General features: G+C 71.0%; 19 protein-coding genes. All 19 read right to left on the bottom strand.

The window, feature by feature from the left end; translation table 11 throughout:
- On the bottom strand, window positions 1–659 hold a 659-nt coding region (locus tag ACLZN2_RS11335; RefSeq protein WP_416978250.1), incomplete at its 3' end, for a glycoside hydrolase family 25 protein.
- A 356-nt stretch (window positions 660–1,015) separates the two neighbouring features.
- Window positions 1,016–1,246: a hypothetical protein gene (locus ACLZN2_RS11330; protein WP_416978249.1), complete on the bottom strand. Its 231-nt coding sequence runs from the start codon at window positions 1,244–1,246 to the stop codon at window positions 1,016–1,018.
- 31 nt (window positions 1,247–1,277) lie between these two features.
- A complete protein-coding gene (locus ACLZN2_RS11325; RefSeq protein WP_416978248.1) occupies window positions 1,278–3,104 on the bottom strand; it encodes a hypothetical protein in 1,827 nt (608 codons plus the stop codon).
- Window positions 3,105–3,122: 18 nt separating this feature from the next.
- The gene (locus ACLZN2_RS11320) at window positions 3,123–3,758 is read right to left on the bottom strand and encodes a phage tail protein (protein ID WP_416978247.1); all 636 of its coding nucleotides are present in this window, start codon (window positions 3,756–3,758) and stop codon (window positions 3,123–3,125) included.
- A complete protein-coding gene (locus ACLZN2_RS11315; RefSeq protein ID WP_416978246.1) occupies window positions 3,755–4,729 on the bottom strand; it encodes a baseplate J/gp47 family protein in 975 nt (324 codons plus the stop codon). Before ACLZN2_RS11315 ends, ACLZN2_RS11320 begins: the two co-directional genes overlap by 4 nt.
- Window positions 4,726–8,310, bottom strand: a complete 3,585-nt coding sequence (locus ACLZN2_RS11310) for a putative baseplate assembly protein (protein WP_416978245.1) — start codon at window positions 8,308–8,310, stop codon at window positions 4,726–4,728. Before ACLZN2_RS11310 ends, ACLZN2_RS11315 begins: the two co-directional genes overlap by 4 nt.
- Complete coding sequence (locus tag ACLZN2_RS11305) at window positions 8,307–8,723, bottom strand: GPW/gp25 family protein (protein WP_416978244.1); 417 nt, start codon at window positions 8,721–8,723, stop codon at window positions 8,307–8,309. Before ACLZN2_RS11305 ends, ACLZN2_RS11310 begins: the two co-directional genes overlap by 4 nt.
- Entirely contained in the window at window positions 8,720–9,115 is a 396-nt protein-coding gene (locus ACLZN2_RS11300; RefSeq protein WP_416978243.1) for a PAAR domain-containing protein, read from the bottom strand. Before ACLZN2_RS11300 ends, ACLZN2_RS11305 begins: the two co-directional genes overlap by 4 nt.
- A 17-nt stretch (window positions 9,116–9,132) precedes the next feature.
- Window positions 9,133–9,777 (bottom strand): phage baseplate assembly protein V, encoded by a 645-nt coding sequence (locus ACLZN2_RS11295; RefSeq protein ID WP_416978242.1) that lies wholly within the window; start codon window positions 9,775–9,777, stop codon window positions 9,133–9,135.
- Window positions 9,774–10,832 (bottom strand): phage late control D family protein, encoded by a 1,059-nt coding sequence (locus tag ACLZN2_RS11290; RefSeq protein WP_416978241.1) that lies wholly within the window; start codon window positions 10,830–10,832, stop codon window positions 9,774–9,776. Before ACLZN2_RS11290 ends, ACLZN2_RS11295 begins: the two co-directional genes overlap by 4 nt.
- A 15-nt stretch (window positions 10,833–10,847) precedes the next feature.
- A complete protein-coding gene (locus ACLZN2_RS11285; protein ID WP_416978240.1) occupies window positions 10,848–11,630 on the bottom strand; it encodes a LysM peptidoglycan-binding domain-containing protein in 783 nt (260 codons plus the stop codon).
- Window positions 11,627–12,895, bottom strand: coding sequence for a hypothetical protein (locus ACLZN2_RS11280; protein ID WP_416978239.1), 1,269 nt, complete (start codon window positions 12,893–12,895; stop codon window positions 11,627–11,629). The genes ACLZN2_RS11285 and ACLZN2_RS11280 overlap by 4 nt, the downstream gene beginning before the upstream one ends.
- A gap of 28 nt (window positions 12,896–12,923) precedes the next feature.
- The gene (locus ACLZN2_RS11275) at window positions 12,924–13,466 is read right to left on the bottom strand and encodes a phage tail protein (protein ID WP_416978238.1); all 543 of its coding nucleotides are present in this window, start codon (window positions 13,464–13,466) and stop codon (window positions 12,924–12,926) included.
- Window positions 13,463–13,636 (bottom strand): DUF6760 family protein, encoded by a 174-nt coding sequence (locus ACLZN2_RS11270; protein WP_401729496.1) that lies wholly within the window; start codon window positions 13,634–13,636, stop codon window positions 13,463–13,465. Before ACLZN2_RS11270 ends, ACLZN2_RS11275 begins: the two co-directional genes overlap by 4 nt.
- The gene (locus ACLZN2_RS11265) at window positions 13,633–14,034 is read right to left on the bottom strand and encodes a hypothetical protein (protein ID WP_416978237.1); all 402 of its coding nucleotides are present in this window, start codon (window positions 14,032–14,034) and stop codon (window positions 13,633–13,635) included. The genes ACLZN2_RS11270 and ACLZN2_RS11265 overlap by 4 nt, the downstream gene beginning before the upstream one ends.
- The gene (locus ACLZN2_RS11260; protein WP_416978236.1) at window positions 14,025–14,465 is read right to left on the bottom strand and encodes a phage tail protein; all 441 of its coding nucleotides are present in this window, start codon (window positions 14,463–14,465) and stop codon (window positions 14,025–14,027) included. Before ACLZN2_RS11260 ends, ACLZN2_RS11265 begins: the two co-directional genes overlap by 10 nt.
- Window positions 14,466–14,556: 91 nt before the next feature.
- Window positions 14,557–15,705, bottom strand: coding sequence for a phage tail sheath family protein (locus tag ACLZN2_RS11255; protein WP_416978235.1), 1,149 nt, complete (start codon window positions 15,703–15,705; stop codon window positions 14,557–14,559).
- 22 nt (window positions 15,706–15,727) lie between these two features.
- Window positions 15,728–17,065: a phage tail sheath family protein gene (locus ACLZN2_RS11250; RefSeq protein WP_416978234.1), complete on the bottom strand. Its 1,338-nt coding sequence runs from the start codon at window positions 17,063–17,065 to the stop codon at window positions 15,728–15,730.
- A gap of 19 nt (window positions 17,066–17,084) precedes the next feature.
- Window positions 17,085–17,678, bottom strand: coding sequence for a DUF4255 domain-containing protein (locus ACLZN2_RS11245; protein WP_416978233.1), 594 nt, complete (start codon window positions 17,676–17,678; stop codon window positions 17,085–17,087).
- Between the last annotated feature and the right edge of the window lie 184 nt (window positions 17,679–17,862).

The raw sequence follows: 17,862 nt of genomic DNA, 5'->3' as shown, positions 1-17,862 counted from the left end.
GTGTGGTTGTCCCAGCCCTCCTCGCCGTCCCATGTCTCGTAGATCTTCTCGGGGATCGCCATGACGTGGTCGAGGAGAGTCCGCCAGCGCGGCGCCGATGAGTCCGCGGAGCTGCTGGCGGCCGCCCAGGTCCTGAGGTCGGCGACGGTCGCGAACCGGGCGACGCTCTTGTCCACCGGTCTGTCGGTGTACTGGTGGAACGTCCACGGGTGCTCGATCGCCGGGGAGCCGGCCTCGTGGTTGTAGTCGGCGATCCACAGGCCGTCCTCACAGTACGAGGTGGTGTCCCGGTTCAGCCAGTAGTCCCGGTTGCAGTAGAGGATCACCCGGTGGTCCGGCCGCAGCTTCTTGACGGCCTTCAGCAGGGCATCCTTCTGCGCGCTGGAGACGCCGGAGTCCTCCCAATCGACGGCGAGGAGGTCGCCGTCGCGGATGTCGGCCTTGGAGACGAAGTACTTGGCCTGGGCCTGCATGTCGCCGGGCCGGGCGAAGTGGTAATGGCCGACGACCAGGCCCGCCTTCCGGGCGGTCGCGAGCTGCGAGTCCCTCTCCGGGTTGACGTACGAGACGCCCTCGGTGGCCTTGACGAACACGAACTTCTGTCCGGACACGTCCGGGGTGTCGTCCTGGTGGGAACTGACGTCGATGCCGTGGAGCATGGGTGACCTCCTTGAGGCGGATCAGGTTTCCCTGCGCGGCGGGTCCGCCGCGGGGTGTGCGGAAGGGGGTGCCGGCGTGCGGGGCGCCTGCTCTACGCGCCGTCGTCCCTGCATCCCTCTCCGGTGAGCAGAGTCCGCCCCTGGCCGTTGAGGTCGCGCGGGTGAGCAACCCTGGTGGGTGCACTGCGATGTGGGGGTCCCTGACCGGCTGGACGGCGTGTGGCGAGACGAGGACTCTGCCGCGTGGTAGCCGCGCGGCGGTCGCCGGGGCCCTCGCCCGCCCAGCCGGCCACGGTCAGTGTGCTGCAGCTCTTGGATGCGCTCGGACATGAGGACGACCGCGCCCGGAACGAGCCCTAGACGTGCACCTCCTGTGTCGTCTCGGCCGGTGGTGCCGGGTCGGCTCCGAGTGGCACGGGGGCTCCGTCGGCGGCCAGCAGTTCGTTCAGCACCTGGAGGGCGCCGCTGATGCGGAGCACGGTCTGCTGGAGGTCTGCCTGCCTGGCCTCCAGATCGGCGAGCATCCGCTGGCCTTCGCGGTACTCGGTCTCCAGTTCGGAGACGCGCTTCTCGATCTCGACTCTCATGTCGGTCGTCCTTCTCGGGGGTTCGTGGTCATTACGAGGCCGGGATCTTGATTAGCCAGTTGCGGTAGTCGGCTGAAGGAGTTGGGTGTGCCAGAACGTAGTGCCGCGTATCGGCATAGACCACGTCGGCGGCGTAGCTGTACATGCTGAGGCGGGGGCTGAAGAGCTCGATGCCGAGTTCTCCCGCGGCGAGTTTCTTCAGCACCGCCAGCTCGGCCTGGCCGATGGTGACCGATCCGATGGTCAGTGACTCCGCATGGACTCCCCCGGCCCAGAGGTCTTTGTGGGCGTCACTGCTCAAATTCCCGTCTTTGATGTGCATCCCGTCCGGCCGTCCCTCGATCCGGTGCCAGTATCTGCTGCTGTGCTGGAACCGGATGCTGGGGTAGACATCGTCCTGAAGGGGATTTCCGTGGCCTTGGAAAAGCTCCAGGAACAAGCGTTTCCCTCCGGAGGTCGTGTCGTCCCTGTGCAGCCTCAGGTGAGGCTCCGCGGGTTCGTCCCCGTCGACGTGCTTGGTGGTCCATCGGGCTGTGAACGGCTCACTGCCCATGGAGATGTCGCCGTCGGCGCCGATGGTGAACCGGCGCGTGCTCGTGGTGAAGAAGCTCAACGGCATCGGGAAAAGGGTGCCCACGGACATGCCCGCCGGTGCGCCGAACAGGCTCTGGTCGTGCGCGAAGACCGCCGCGGCGACGTTCGCGGTCCGCACGGACAGCTTGACAGTCCCGGCGCCCATGATGTCGACCATCCGGTACCCGGCGGCGTTCGCCGCGGTGGTGCTGCCGATGCCGACATCCCCGGAGGCTGTGACGCTGAGCCGGGCCGCCCCTGCGGTGACCAGAGTCACCGGGCTGGCCGATTTCGTGCCCACGACCATGCCGGCCGGCGCGCCGAACACACCCGTGTCGTGTGCCAGCACGCCCCCCTCGACCTTCGCGGTCCGCACGGACAGCTTGGTGCTCCCTGCGCCCAGTACGTCGACGACGCGGCCCCAGGCGCCGGCGTTCACCGGCGCAGTGGTGCCGATACCGACATCACCGCCCGGGGAGACGAAGAGCCGTGTCGTGCCGTCCTCGGGATCGTCGGGGCCGTAGGTCCGGACGTGCAGACCCTGTCCCGCGACCGGCCGCCGGTCGTACTCCAGGGAGTAGCCCTCGTCGGCGCTCTCCGACCCGGCCCGCAGCCGGATCCCGCTTCGACGGCCGTCACCGCCGACCTTGAACGTCAGGTGCCGGTCTCGCGGTCCGTAGTCGCCGATCTCCAGGTCGCTACCGGGGGCCGTGGTGCCGATGCCGAGCGCGCCCGCGACGGAGAGGGTGGAGCGTTGAGCCGCGGTGAGGTCCACGACGACCTGGCCGTTCGCGACCGCGCACCGGGCCAGCAGCACCGTGTGGTCGTCCAGATCGCGCGGGGCGTCGTCCGGGGCGACCGTGGTGGTGCCGTCCGGGGCCACCACCACGATCCTGGGGCTCTCGTCCCAGCGCCGCGCTCCCGCCCCGCCGGGCGCCTCGTCGGGCGTCAGGTCCGTCGCGGCCTCCCGGTGGGCCAGGTGTACCTCGATGCCCTGCTGGTCGTCGAAGTGCTCGTCGAGCTCCAGGGTCGTGCCGGCCGCCAGGACGAGGTGGCGGCCCAGCGCGTCCACCGCCATGCCGGCGGCCACGGTGATCCGGCGTTCGGCGTCCGAGGTCACCGTCAGACCGGTGGCGACACCGGTGAACCGCAGCAGTCGGCTCTGCCGGCGCTCGCGGTCGAGGTGGAACTTCTGTTCGTCGATGAAGTCCTGTTCCTGCAGGAACTGCCCGTCGAAGAAGCGGACGCGCTTCGGTACGACGTCGGGTTGGCTGTAGTCCGCCATCGGGCTTCCTCCGAGATGTCAGGCTGAGTCGCTCGTGCCGAGCTGGGTGTTCCCGCCGAGGAGGAGCGGCTTCGGCTTGCCACCCTCTCGTGCGATCAGTTCCTCGGAGACCAGCCGCATCGTGGGCACCACGACCTTGAGCGCGTAGAAGGTGTGGGCCGGCTTCTCCTGGTCGATGATCGCCCTGGCGACCTCCTGGACGTGGCGCAGCTCAGAGGGGTCGGACCTTCTGAGCGTCAGCCGGACCTGGAAGTAGTGGGCGGGCGTCTCGAAGTCGTCGAGGACGACCACGTCGTCACGGGTGACGCCGTCATCCCGCGGCCACAGGTAGATCTCCAGCATCCGGCGCAGCCCCGCGAGGGTTCCCCGCTGCCGGTACAGCGGCACGATCTCGCTGATGAACGCGCGTTTGACGTCCGGGGACCAGTCCGCGCGCAGGCTCAGGCCGACCCACCCTGCCAGCCAGGGCAGGAAGTCCTCGCGGGCGTCCAACGGGTCGACGTGGTCGGCGGAGCGGTCGATGAGCTGTTCGAGTCCCGTGACTCCCCCGGCGTCGTCACGGCCGGTCAGTACGGCCTCGAACGCCATGAGGAACCGGCCGACGAACGGGTCCTCCCGGAACAGCGCCGGCAGGTGGTCGAGATAGCGGCTCATCCCGGAAGCCTCCAGGCCGACGAGTACGTTCTGCCGTAGTTGCCGTACGCCGTCAGGTCCACCCCGGTCAGCCGTGCCAACTGGTGGGCGTCGAGGGCGATATGGTCCGCTCCGGAGGCACCGTCCGCGCCCGCGGGTGCGAGGCGGACGTTCTCGACGTAGTCGGTCGACGGTGACTGTTCGAGCACGCTGTAGACCTCCGAGGGGTACGCGCTCTGTCCGAAGCCCCGGCCGTCACCGGCGTCACCGCCGATGAACGGGTCGTAGAAGTCCTGGAGCCGGTCGAGTGCGTCGGCGAGAGCGTGCTCGGGCACGGCGTCCTCGCGCAGTGCCAGGTCGGCAGAGACCGTCAGATCGACGTACTCCGGGCCGACCACGTGGTGGCGGACCGTCAGGATCCGCCGGGGGTCGAGGAACTCGTGCACGGCGGTGGTCAGGGCCTCGGTGGGCAGCGGATGCGTGCCGCCTTGCCCGCCCGGCTCGGGCAGGACGACGACGCTGACGTGCGCCGGTGCGGGCGCGTCCGGGTCGGGGCCGTCGAGGTTTCTCCCCGGCACGCACCGTACCCGCCGTACCCCGGGCAGTCCGGCCGCCTGCGGCTGCTCGGGCCAGACCGTGCGGACCAGGTACTCGTAGTCGTCCGCGGTGGCGGCCCGGTACCGCTCGTGCAGCGTGGCCACGCTCTGGCGTACGGCCGCGTCGAGACCGCCAGTGCCCGGTGGCTCCCACCCGGGGCCGCCCAGCAGCTTCAGGAACTTCAGGTTGTGGCTCTGGGGCAGCTGGTCGACCTGGTACAGCTGCATCTCGGTCAGCCAGGCCAGCAGTTCGACGAGGACGACGCCGGGGTCGCCGGGGTTGTGGTCGGTCCACTCCGGCAGGAGGACGGGGATGAGGGCCCGCGCCTCGCCGACCAGGTCGTCGAAGTCGTGGTCGTCGAGGTCGGGCAGCTCGATCGGCACGGGTTTCCTCACTCTCCCAGGGTCACGGTGATCCGGTGCGGGCCGGAGTACACCAGCGCCCGCTCCAGCCATCGGGTCAGGTCCTCGGCCACCGGCTCGGCCGCGAGTTCCGCCAGCGAGCGGCCGAACACCGCCTCCAGCCGTTCACCGAGTTCTTCGGAGTGGGCCACCGTCGTCACCGTGAGCGCGGGGATGTGGTCGACACCGTCGACGGCGCCGATCAGGGCGTACAGGTCCGAGCGGTGCGGCTTGCGGCCGAAGGCCCAGCCGGCGCCGTCCGGTCCCCCGGTCAGCGGGTGCAGGAAGCGTTCCAGGGCCTGCTCGACCCGTCCGCCGACCTGTCCGGCGGTGGCCGGGGAGGAGGCCGCCACCGTCGCGGCGACGGTCACCTCGATCCACTCCGGGCCCGCGACCCAGAGCGCGGTGGTCGGGCCGCAGCGGGCCCGCAGGTACTCCTCGACCCGGCGCAGCAGTCCCAGGCTCGGTATCGGACGCGACGCGCCGGAGTGCGGGACCACGACGATCCCGACCTTGCCCGCCTCGGCCTCCGCCTCCTCGTGCTCGTCCCTCGGTTCTTCCTTCGCCGGGTCGAACCAGAGGGCGAACGGGTCGAACCGGCCGGGCAGCACCGCCCGGACCCGTGCCACCTCGGCCGAGGACTCGAACGCGAGGTCCTCGAAGTCCTCGGCCGTGACGGCCCGGTCGCGGTGGCGCAGCGACCTCGGCCCCCTGGCACGCACCCGCTCCAGCGGCTCCCACGCGCTGCCGCCGGAGGCGGGCTCGTGATGGGTGACCGAGTCGATGGAGGGAATGGCGGACTTCAGCGTCACGATGGTTCCCGTGGCGCGGTTGCCCTGTTCACCGCCGCCCGTGCGGTAGGTGACGCGGATGTTGTTCTGCCCGGCCGGTGGAATCCGTCCGGCCCGGCCGTCACCGAAGGTGATCTCTCCGGTCCGCGGGCCGACGGTGTAGTGGCGGTCCTCGGGGCCGGAGCGGTGGAAGTCGGTCACCGCGTGCCACCGCACCCAGACGTCCCCGGCGTTCTCGGCGTCTTCGCCGACCGTCACGGCGTCGGCGCCCTCGGTCTCGGTCAGTACGGCTTCCTCCGCCGCCGAAGGGCGCTCCGGCTCCCGTACGACCAGACGCTGACCGGGCAGGACCGGGCTCTGCGCGGTGGTGAGCCGCCGGCCCGCCTCCGCGGTGCCCGATCCGAGGATCTCGTCGGTGACCGTGACGGCCTGGGTCGCCCAGGTCGTGTTCGGCAGGATCCGGCGCAGCCGCGGCGCGACCGGGAAGGTCCCGTGCCGCAGCCGCAGCCGCAGCCAGCAGCGGCTCTGTCCGAGGTGCTCCCGGGCGGTCAGGTCCGCCGGCCCGACGAAGCGCACCATGCCCCGGTCGGTCAGGGCGGCGGTCTCGTCGACTGCGGCCAGCGGCCGCCAGCCGTCGGGGCCGCTGTACTCCCACACCAGGTCAGCGAGGTCGGACGGCTCGGTTCCGGCGAGCCGGTCGGCCGTCACCTCGTCCGGTTCCGGTGGTTCGGCCTGGAGGTAGAGCGTGACCGGCCGGTTACCGAACGGCTGGTCGAAGCCGAGGTAGAGGGCGGGGTCCTGCTCCGGGTTCGGAGTGAAGGGGGTGACGGACCACGGCGTTTCGGGGTCCCGGTGGTGGGTGACGAGGCGGAAGTCGTTGTGCGTGACGCAGACCGGGGCCGGGACGGGCTCTGTCAGTCCCTGCCGGGAACTCCACGACAGGGACCTGACCACCGGTGGGGCGAAGGTGGCGTCGACGGGTTCGTAGGCGCCGTCGTCGTTGCGGGTGTAGTGGGCCGGGTTGCCGTAGTCGCCGTCGATCAGCCGGACGCGCAGCCAGTACTCCTCGACGCCGTTCACCTCGGTGCGGGCGAAACCCTCGGGCGGGGTGAGCACCAGGGTGGCGTCGGCGGTGAAGGCGTAGTCCGGTGCGTCGGCGTCCGAGCCCGCGGCGGTGGCGGTCGTGGTGCGCCAGCGGGTGCCGTCCCACGCCTCCCACACGGTCACCGGATCGCCGTCGGTGCGCACCGGCGGGACCGGGCCGTCCGTGGCGTCGGGGCCGTTGGTCAGGGTGACGTCGAGGGTGAGGTCCGCGCCGGGTCGCACCAGGTTCGCGGGGCAGGCCAGGTAGAAGGTGTCGTTGAAGCGGGGCTGTTCCCCGAAGGGGAAGAAGTCCCGGGTCACGTCCAGCGGGGTGCCGCCCGCGAAGGCGCCGGGCGGTGCCACCGGCTCCGGGGCGGTCACCGTCGACACACCGATGCCGGTGACGGTGGGCGGATGCCAGTCGTGGCCCATGCTCAGCGACTCCACCTGCGGAAGAGTGGTGTACGCCCCGCCTTCCTGGACGATCTGCGCCCGGAGCCAGTGCCCGGACCGGGCCCGGAACAGTTCGGCGGGCCAGTCGGCGGGGACCCGGAAGCCGATCTCGCCGTCGCGCGTCATCGCCAGCGTGCCGTCCGTGAGGCCGGTGCCGCCGTCGTCGACCGCTTCCGCCGCCGTACTGGACTCGCCCAGCGGCCGCCAGGTGTCGCCGTCCTTGTACGACCACTCCAGGCGCACCGGGCCGGCCGGGTCACCGCCCTCTCCAGGGCGTGCCAGGGTGACGGCCAGCCGGACGGTCGCGCCGTGGCGGGCCACCGACGCGTCGACACTCACGTAGAAGAACTGGCCCTGTTCGGTCTCCCCGAACGGGAACACCCCGTTGGCGCTGTCCTGGGGTGTCCGGCTGCCGATCGCGACCGCGTCGGGTGGCAGCCCTGAGGTGCCGTGCGGCATGGGCAGGTCGAGCCGCGCGCGCAGCCAGCCGGCCGAGGTGCCGTTCACGTCGTGCGGGGGCAGTTGCGGCAGGCCGGTGAGGGCCACGGTCCAGGCGCCGTCCCCCGGGGTGCTGCCGGCCTGCGCCGACTGCCACCGGGTGCCGTCCCAGTACGACCACGAGACCGGCCATGCGGCGAGCAGCGCGCTGTCCGGGGTGGCGAGGGTCAGGGTGACGTCCTTGGTGCCCTCGGTGGTCAGCACCGGGTCGCAGGCGACGAAGAACTCGTGGGGCACCGCATGGTCGCCGGTGAACGCGGCGAACGGTTCGTCGAGGCCGCCGGTCGCCTCGGCGCCGCGGTCGGCGTAGCTGTCCCGGGGGGCGTCGTCGACGAGGACGGTCACCAGCCGGGCGCGGTTCACCACCAGATCGGTCTCGGTCTCGAAGACCACTTCGTCGTCCTCGCCGTCGAGCGGGTCGGCGGCGACCTGGGTACCGGCCGGGACGAGCGCGTCGGTCCGGCTGCGTTCGGCCAGCTGGAAGGTGAGGGGTACGCGTGCGGGCAGCGGCGGCGACGGCTGGATCCCGATCAGGTTGAGGAAGGCGAGGTAGTCGCGTTCCGGTACCTGGTTGAGACGCTGCACCACCAGTTCGGCGAAGCGGGCGAAGACTCCGATCAGTGCCTGACCGGCGTCGGCGCGTCCGTCGGCGGGTGGCTGCCAGCCGCTGTAGCGCGTCGCCAGCTCGGTGGTCTGCGCGACCAGGGCCGCGCGGTCGCGGGGGTCGATGGGGGGCGGCTGTCCGGTCATGCGACGTAGAAGGGGTAGACAAGGTTGAAGCGGCTGTTGTTGGACCGCGTCCGGTAGTTGATCTCGATGAGGAGGCTGTGCCGGTCCTCGGGATCCGGTGCCGCGTGGACGTCCAGGACGTCGATCCGGGGTTCCCAGCGGGTCAGTGCCTCACGCACCGACCGGCTGACGCGTCCCGCGGTGGTCGCGTCGTTGGTGTCGAAGACGGCGTCGTGGATGCCGCATCCGAAGTCGGGCCGCATCACGCGTTCGCCGGGCGCGGTGCCGAGGATCATCCGGATCGACTGGCGGATCGCCTCCGGACCGCCGGTGAGGAGTATGCCCCGCCCGGGGTCGTCGGGGTCCTCGGGTTCGAGGGCGACCGGGAACGCCCAGCCGGTGCCGAGGAAGCCGCTGTCCGTCACGCCGGTCATCCGATCGTCACCGTGCCCGTGGCCACGACCGTGCCGTTCGGGAGGTCCTGCGGATCGTTGCAGGTGGTGGCGGGGTCTCCGGCCCTGATGGCGGGTTTGCCGTTGATCTTCACCGTGGTGCTGCCGCCTTCGAGGGTGGCCGTGTTCGACGGCTGCTTCTGGAACGAGGTGCCCGGCGGTGCGGGCAGGTGCGGCGGGGAGTTCTCCGCCGTGGAGCCGGCGATCGCCGCCGGCTTGCCCATGATGCTGACGTCGGCGCTCAGTCCGCCGTTGACGACCCCGGTGAACGGGTGCGGCAGCGGTGTCGGTGCCGGCGGTGCTCCGGGGACCATGACGATGTGGATGTCGGTGGCCGTGACCAGGTCACCCTGCTTGGCGGCGAACTGCCCCATGGAATCTTCCACCCCCATTAGTTGATGTTGACCTGGCTGCCCTTGATGTCCAGCCGTCCGCCGGACTTGACCGCGAGCGCGGACTTGGCCTGCACGTTCACGTCGGCTTTGGAGACGATCTCGACCCCGTTGCCGGTGAGCCGCAGTTTCCCGCCGGCGGAGAGGACGATGTCCGCGTCCGCGGTGATCGTGATCCGGTTGTCCTTCGTGCTGATCACGATGCTGTTCCCGGCGCTCCTGTCGACGACCTCGATGCGCTCGTCCCCCTCGGTGTCGACCAGCCGGATCACGTGCCCGCTGCGGGAGGTGATCGCCCGTACGTCGTTGCGGCCGTCGCCGTTGGTGAGGGGCGGTCTGTCCTTGCCGTTCCACAGCGCGCCGACGACGTAGGGGACCTCGGGGTTGCCGTGCTCGAAGGCGACGAGGACCTCGTCGCCGACCTCGGGCAGAAACCAGAAGCCGCGGCCGGGACCGGCCATCGGCACCGCGACCCGCGCCCAGTCCGTCTCGGCGTCGTCCGCCAGCCACGGCAGGGTCACCTTGACCCTCCCCAGTCCGTCCGGGTCCCGGTTGTTGGTGACGATGCCGATCGCCACCCCCTGGAACGGCCCGTCCGCGCGGGCGGCCTCCTGGCCCGTCGGATAGTCGAAGATCTCCGTCACGCGGCGTTCCTCCGCAGCTGGAGGGAGGTCCGGTAGTCGTCCCCCGCGGTCAGCGAGTGGCTGACGGAGGTGAGGTAGTAGGCGCCGCTGAAGAGGGTGCCCGCGCCCCGGATGTCGACCACATCGCCGGCGTGCAGCCGGGGCTTCCCCTCGCACTCGGCCTCACCGGTGATGTAGGACAGCGCCAGGTCGTCGAACTGGCCGCGGGCCATCTGGTCGGCCCGGTCCCGGTTCGGCACCGACAGGCCCGTGCTGACCGTCCCCGCCCTGCCGAAGGCCCGGTCGGCCTCGCGGGGGCCGGTGGTCGCACCGCCCATGGTGGTGGACTCCCGGCCGGCGGTCACGGTGGACACCACGGCCTGCTTGAGCGCCACGTCCCAGCCCCGCACGGAGTGCCGGCCGACTTGGGGCAGCGCGCGCAGCCGGGGTGTGAACTCGGCGATGTCGTCGCCGATGTGCAGGGTCGCCGACGGCCGGCGGCCGTGCTGCGGTGGCCGGAAGTACAGCACCTTGTGCCGTACGTGAACCTCGTACCCGATCAGCCGCGCCCGCTTCTGGAGGAACTCCAGGTCGGTCTGGTTGTTCTGCACCACGTAGTCGGGGGCGGTACCGGTGTCGGCCACCTCGGCCCGCAGCCCCGCGTTCCGGGCCAGTTGGCGGGCTATGGCGCTGTCCTTGGTGCGGGTGAAGGTCCGGGTCCGCTGGGCCCGTGCCAGCCGGTGCCGGTAGTCGTACCCGCGGACGGTCAGCGTCGGCAGCCGGTCCGTGCTGAAGGTGGGCTCCAGACCGGTGACCTCACCGGACATCACCGGGTACAGGTCGCCGCCGTATCCGAGGGAGATCACCACTTCGGTGCCGACCGCGAAGAGCCGGGAGTCGGACCAGGGGAAGGCCAGCCGCTCGGGGTCCCAGTTGTGCAGCGTCACGGTGAACATGCTCAGCGCGTGGAGATCGTCCAGGACGGTCACCGACTCCACGTCGGCGCGGGCTTCCCGGGGCAGGGGACGGCCGTCGCAGCGGATCTCCAGGGCCGGTGCGGCCTCGTCGGCGTTCATGGCAGGGTCCTCCGCTCAGCTCACCCGGGGAATGGTCAGCACCAGGCCCGGTCGCAGGTCACGCGGGTTGACGATGCCGTTGGCGGAGGCGATGTGCCGCCACTGGCGCGGGTCCCCGTACTCGGCGGCGGCGATGCCGTGCAGCGTGTCGCCGCGCCGGACCGTCCATGTCTTGTCCACGTCGGACGAGTGCAGCTCGCCCGCCTTCAGCTGCGCGTCGGTGAGGGACTCGACGAAGCTGCACGAGACGGTGGCCCGCACCGGGGTGCCGTCGGGGAGGAACAGCGTGAACCGCTCGTCGAGCTGGGTGAGCACACCGGTGAAGATATCGGAGAAGGCCCCCCAGGAGAGCGTGCACAGGGGGGGACGGTGCAACTCGGTGTCTACCTCGGCGAGTTTGGCCACCCGGCTGGTCAGCGCGGTGACGTCTGTCGCGTCACCCGTCTGGAACGGGTTGGGCGGGACCACGAAGGAGGCGGCCGTGGCCCAGGCCGACGCACCGGCCCTCGACTCGTAGGTGTCGAAGAACAACTCGACGGAGAGCGTCGCGGGTTGCATGGAGGAGAACTCCTGCTGCAAGCCCCTCCGGGTCCACTCGTTGCCCGTGCCCGCCGTCTTGGGCGCCTGCCAGGAGACCGACCGGGAACGGCTGATCTCGTGCGGGTTGAACAACGCCTTGATCGGGCCGTTCTCCTCGAAGTCCGTTCCGTCGTGGGAGATGGTCAGCTTCTGAAGACCGCCGCCGCCGGGGCCGACGCCGAGCAGAGTGCCGGCCAGGGCCGCCTTGTTGAGGGTCATCGTCGTACCCCCCGGCGTTCGGCCTCGACGGCCAGCCTGCGCATGATGCGCTGGTGCACCTGGTCCGTGATGTGCGCGACGTCCACCTGTGGGGCCTCCGGACCGGGTGACGGTGCCGTGCCGCGGTCGGCACGCGGTGGGTGGCTTCCGAGGCTTTCGGAGCCGGTGTGCGCGGGCGCCGCGGTGTGCGGGTGGCCCGGGAGGACGGGCAGCTGCGACGCGCCGGGCGCCTGCCACCCGGCCGGCGTTCCGGGTGACGGCCGGTCGTGCGGCGCGGCACCGGCCGTCGCCAGAGGTAGGGTGCGCGCGGGTTGCGCCTGCGGCCGACGTGGGGTGACCGGTTCGGGCGCCGTCGCCAGGGGTCCGGCGGCGGACGGCCCGGAGTACGACGCCGGTGCCCGATGAGCGACGACGGTGGGAACGGCCGTCGGGGCGGGCGGGACCCGGTGCGGGTCCTCGGCGGGGCGGGGCCGGGCGGCCGGAGCCGCTGTCGAGGCTGATGCCTCGGGGGCTTCCCCCGGGTGTGGCGAAGGCGCAGCGGGGCGGGACGCCACCGGAGCACCGGGGCCGCGCCCCGGTGCCGACGGACGGTACGCCATCACCGGGCCGTGCCCCTGACCGGGCGGCTTCGTCCGGACGGTGGGACCCGAGGGGCCCGCGGGCGCCTGGCCGGGTGCCCCGGGACCACCCCGCTTCGCCGACGGGCCCGGCACCCGAGGTGTCGGCGACGGCCCGGATCCCGCGCGGGCGGGCGGACGCGCCGGGGTGGCCGCAGGTGCGGCGACCTTGCGTTGGATCGTCGTCGTCCCCTTCACGGACGGCGGCGACGAGGAGCGCATGGGTGAGCCTCCGGTGCCGGGCCGGGCCCGAGTTCGTACGGCGTCCCCCGCGCCCCCCGCGTCCGTCCCCGTCCGAACCGGCGCCATCCGCCCGTCCCCGGGCGCCGTCGCGGGGCGTGCCGAGACGACCGGCGCGGACCTGGTCGGCGCCGGCGAGCCGAGGTCGGCCGAGTCCGCCCCCGCAGCAGGAGGCCCGGACGGCCCCGGCAGCGCGGGCCGCGCGTACACGATGGGCTCCGTGGCACCGGCGTGCGGCACCGGTTCGACGTACCGTGCGGCCAGCTCTGCCAGCGGGAGCCCGGCCGTCATGTCGCCGTGCCGGCTCAGGGCTGCGCGTGCCTGGCCGGGGTCGGTCACCCCGGGGCGCAGGGCCCGCCGTGACAGCCGGTGGACCAGCGTCGGGTCGAAGATCGTGTCGTCGTACATCTCGGAATTCCTGTCGGCGGTTGCCCGGTCAGCGGGCCATGTCGGCGATGCCGTGACCCAGCGCGAGGGCCTGGCCCAGCAGCGGTTTGGTCAGCCCCTCGTGCACCAGCTCCAGGGACTCGACGCCGACCTCGTCGCTGCCGGCGGTGAAGGTCGGGCCGGTCCAGCGCACGGGCAGCGCGTTGCGGAAGTTCCACCACATGACCGGGATCTGACGCCGGTCGAGCAGGGCGATCGTGCCGCTCTTGCGCTGGATGACACCGCGGGCGGTGTTGTCGTACCAGTTCCACAGCGAGCTGACGGCGGTCAGGCCGTGCCGCAGCACCAGATTCGAAGGACTGGCCGCACCGGGGAGCTGGTGGGTGAAGCCGTTGACCCCGCCCTCCCGGTAGGACTCCATCTCGATCTGGCTCTCCAGGCCGCTGACCTCGGTGAAGCCGCCGACGAGCAGGCCCTCGATCTCCACCGCGAAGTTGAAGGTCGGGAACGGGTCCGGCAGGCGCAGGCCGGTCCAGTTGCCCACGGCGGCGGTCGCCCAGCTCAGGCCGAGCGGAATGCCGGTCGATGTCATCGCCGTACTCCTCCTTGTTCGTTGACCCGCTCGTTGATGCGGGCGATCTCGGCGACCCAGCGCTGCCGTTCCCGGTGGTCGAGCTGCATGATGTCGTGATAGGGCCAGTGGAAGTGAAAGGCCACGTACGCTACTTCCTCGTGCAGCCGGTCAAGGGAGTAGCGCGTCATCCCCCCAGGCCGGGGGGCTCCACTTCGAACGATCCGTCGCAGTGCGGGCAGTCCACCTGGAGCCGGGAGTGCCCGTTGACGTTGATGCGCTGGTAGAAGTCCTGGAGATAGGCGAGGTCGCCCGAGTACAGGTTCTCCACGGTGTGGGTGTTGATGTACTCCAGGCTGCCCAGCTTCGTGATCACCCGGGTCAGCAGGATGACGACCAGATAGCCCGGGTTCGACCGCACCCGTGGGTCCTTGATCGGCTCGATCTCGTCCAGCGCGGTGGACATCCGCATGGTGCCCTCGCGGTGCACCGTGCCGTCCGGCGTGACGAGACCGTGCGGCAGGGTGAACGGGAACTCGGCCGGGCGGGCCCGGGGGGCCTCGGTGACGCCGCCGCCCGCTAGCTCCACTGGTCGACCTCGATCCGTTCGCAGGCGAGGACGATCTGCTCGACGGCGATCTCGTCACTGGTCGCGTTCAGGCTGGGGCCGGTCCACGACTTCGGCCAGCACTCGAAGAGGTTCCAGGTCACCCGCGGCCCACCCTGCTGGTCGAGCAGCGTGATCGACACGTTGTGCCGTTCGACGGTGCCTTTCATCACCCGCTGGCGCCATTCCCACAGCTTGCTGTCGTTCGTCACACCGCGGCTGAGGGTGATGTCGCCGTAGCTGTTCAGACCGGGGATCTTCCGCGGGGCCAGGTTGGCGTCCGTGCCCTCACGGTACTCGGCCTGGTTCTGGCTGCTCTCCAGCCCGGAGCACTCCCGGAAGCCCGCGCGGGTCATTCCGTCGAGCTCCACCGTGAAGTTGTAGCCGAAATAGGGGTCGACCCTGTCCACCACCGCGTCTCCTTCTTGTCGAACCATCGGCCGATCTTCTGGTCGACCTGCTGGTCACCGCTTGTCACCGCTTGCCGCTGTGTGCTGAGGCCGTTCACGCCGCGTCGACCGTCACACCGCTCGCGCCGTGGATGACGCGAACGGTGATGAACTCGGCCGGCGCGGTCGGGGCCACACCGATCTGGGTCACCACCATCCCGGCTTCGACGGCTTCCGGGGTGTTGGTCTCGTGGTCGCACTTGACGAAGAACGCCTCGGCCGCCGTCCGGCCCTGCAACGCGCCACGCTGGAACAACTCGTCGAGGTAGACGGTGAGTTCGCGCATGATCCGCACCCACAGCCGTACGTCGTTGGGCTCGTGGACCAGGCCCGTCATGAACCGCTCGATCCACCGGCCGATGGTGCCGACCAGGCGCCGGGCGCTCACGTCCCGCCAGGCCGGATCCGTGGCCAGGGTCCGCGCGCCCCACACCCGGACACCGCGGCCGGGCAGCGCCCGCAGACAGTTCACCCCCTGCCCGTACAACGCCCCCACCTCGGCGGGGGTGAGACGCACCTGCAGATCGACGACGCCCTCGACCTCCGTGTTGGCGGGCGCCCGCTGGACGCCGACCCGCTGGTCGCCTGCCGCATACAAGCCGGCCACGTGCCCGCAGGGCGGCAGATGGCGCAGCAGTCCGTCCCCGCCGGGCGCCCACAGCCAGGGGTGGTACAGCGCCCCGAAGGAGCCGTCGGCCCCGGTCAGAGCCGCGCACTGTTCCCTGATCCTCGTCGTGTCCGTCGTGGGGACACCGTCGAGCAGGGCGAACCGGTCGCCCCGTTCCCGGCAGTGCCGCAGCAGCACCCGCTGCTGGGCGAGGACCGGTTCGAGGGACCCGACGGTCGGCCACGGCACCGTCGTGACGATGTCGGGGGCGCACACGAGGTCGGCCTCGTCCGCCACGCCCTCCAGCGCGTCCAGCGCGGCCTGCAGCGCCACGGTGGACGGTTTCGACTCGTCGAGCCGTACGACGTGGCACAGGAGCCCGCCGTTGTCGAAGAAGCCCCGGACCGCGTCGGCCAGGAATCCGCCCGGTGTCGCGCCGTAGGCGGCCTCGAACTGCGGCCACAGGGTGAGCCGTTGCGGTGTGCGAGGCCCGGTGGCCGCCCGGCCGAGGAAAACGGGCACCCCGGTGAGGAAGACCGGGGCCGGGGGCGGGAACACGTCCTGCCGGATGACGCCCGGTATCGGTGGCTGGGTCATGGTCTCGTCCGGTCGTCCGCCGTTACTGGATCCCGCCGGCCCACTGGCTGATCCGGAACACCACGAACTCGGCCGGGCGTACCAGGGCCACTCCGATCTCGACGACCAGCTGGCCCGCGTCCCGGACCGCCGCGGGGTTGACGGTCTCGTCGCAGCGTACGTAGAAGGCCTGTTCGGGGGTGTTGCCGAGGAGCGCGCCGGACGACCACACGGTGGTCAGGAAGGCGCCCACGTTGCGGCGGATCTTCGACCACAGTTCCGGCGCGTTCGGCTCGAAGACCGCCCACTGGGTGCCCTCGTCGATCGACTCCCGCAGGAAGTTGAACACCCTGCGGGAACTGATGTACCGCCATTCGGCCTGCGCCGAACCCGCCATGGTGCGGGCGCCCCAGACGGTGATGTTGCCGTCGAACTTGCGGATCACGTTGATGCCGTTGGGGTTGAGCCCGGCCTGTGCCTGCTTGCTGACCAGCTTCTCCAGGCCCAGCGCGCCGCGGATCACCTCGTTGGCCGGTGCCTTGTGCACACCCCGTTCGGTGTCGACGCGGGCGTAGACCCCGGCGAGGTGGCCGCTCGGCGGCTGGTACACCGGGTTGCCGTCCGCGTCCTTGGCGCCGACGTCGATCCACGGGTAGTAGATCGCCCCGTAGCTGCTGTCGCGGGTGCCTCCCTGGATCGTCGACTTGGTCAGCTCGGTGGTCTGTCGGCCGTCGAGGATCGCGAAACGGTCCTGGAGGTACTGGTTCTCGCAGTGGTCGAGGATCGCGCCCTGCACGGCGTCGCTCACCGCGCCGGGGATCGCGACCAGGGCGATCTCGTCGATGGCGGTGAAGGTGTCCAGGGCGGCGATCAGCCTCGCGTCAAGCTGATCCGCGCTGGTACCGGCGAACGTGGGATCGGTGGCGGCGACCGTACCCGCCTCGGGATCGGTGCCGGCATCCGTACCCGCGTCAGGGTCGACGCCTGCATCCGTACCGGCGTCGGAATCGATACCGGCATCGCTCTCCGCGTCGGGCGCGACCCGGGTGATCCAGCAGCGGCCGCCGCCGTTGTTGAAGAAGCCGTAGACCGCGTGGGCGAGCGTGCTGTTGCCGGACTGGATATCACCGAACAGGGTCTTGAAGGTCTCCCAGCCGTCCACGAGCCGCGCCTGGCCGACGGGGGCCACCGTGGCGAAGTCGGCGGGCTCGGGGGTGGTGCCGTCGGACTTCAGCCCGGACCGGCCGGGCAGCAGCGGCATCGTGACCGTGTCGGCCACGACGCCGACGAAACCCGCGGTGCTGGTTCCCACCCCGGCGATCGGTTTGATCGCCGAGGGGACCTCTTCGACGTACACGCCAGGCGCCAGATACTGCGGCATGTGTGGGATCTCCCCCTCGTCATGACTCGTGGTCAACGCCGTGGCCGACCCTGAGGACCGTCTCGGTCACCTCGGGTCCGACGTCGGTGGACTCGAAGACGTCGACGCTGAGCGTGACGCTGTAGTGCAGGATGGCCTTGGGCCGTCCGCCCATGGCCTGCCAGAACTCGCCGATGCCCTGCAGCTGGCTCTCGGCGTTGATCCTGGCCGGCAGCGGAGCCGGCTGCTCGGCCAGTTCGCCCCGCAGGTAACTGGCGGGGATCTCCCGGTGGCGCAGCAGCACCTTCATCACCGCGCCGAGCAGCCGGTGTTCGTCCTGCGCCGGGTTGGGCGCGCTCTCGTTCGGCCAAGCGGTGATCAGATAGGAGCACAGGATCCGCGCCGGTGCCCGCTTGCGGGTGACCATGCCGGACTCCTGCCGCGTGTTGTCCCACTGGTTGGTGCGCAGTTCGTGGTTCTCCCGCACGTCGTACAGGAAGAAGGCGACCGCCGGCAGGGTGACACCGGAGGGCGGGAACTGGTCGTCCGGAGTGGCGAAACTGACGGTGATGCCGGACAGCGGAAGCTCGGCCTCGACGAGCGCGGCGAGGGTCGCGTCCAGATCCTGGAACATCGCTTCTCCTCGTCTCACGTTGCCGCTGTGCCGATCGGCTCTGAGCGACAGGTCTATCCGGTGGGCGTACTCCGATCGTCTGCCGGACCGTCTGCCGACACGTCTCACGGGATGTCCAGCTGCGATCGATGACGTCGTGACGTGGCGGCTCACCGATGATCGTGACGCAGATCATGTTGCTGGA

This window comes from Streptomyces sp. T028 (assembly GCF_048159505.1).
Classification (GTDB): domain Bacteria; phylum Actinomycetota; class Actinomycetes; order Streptomycetales; family Streptomycetaceae; genus Streptomyces.
The sequence above is the reverse complement of the archived record's forward strand: the minus strand, read 5'-3'. Positions and strand labels throughout refer to the sequence as shown.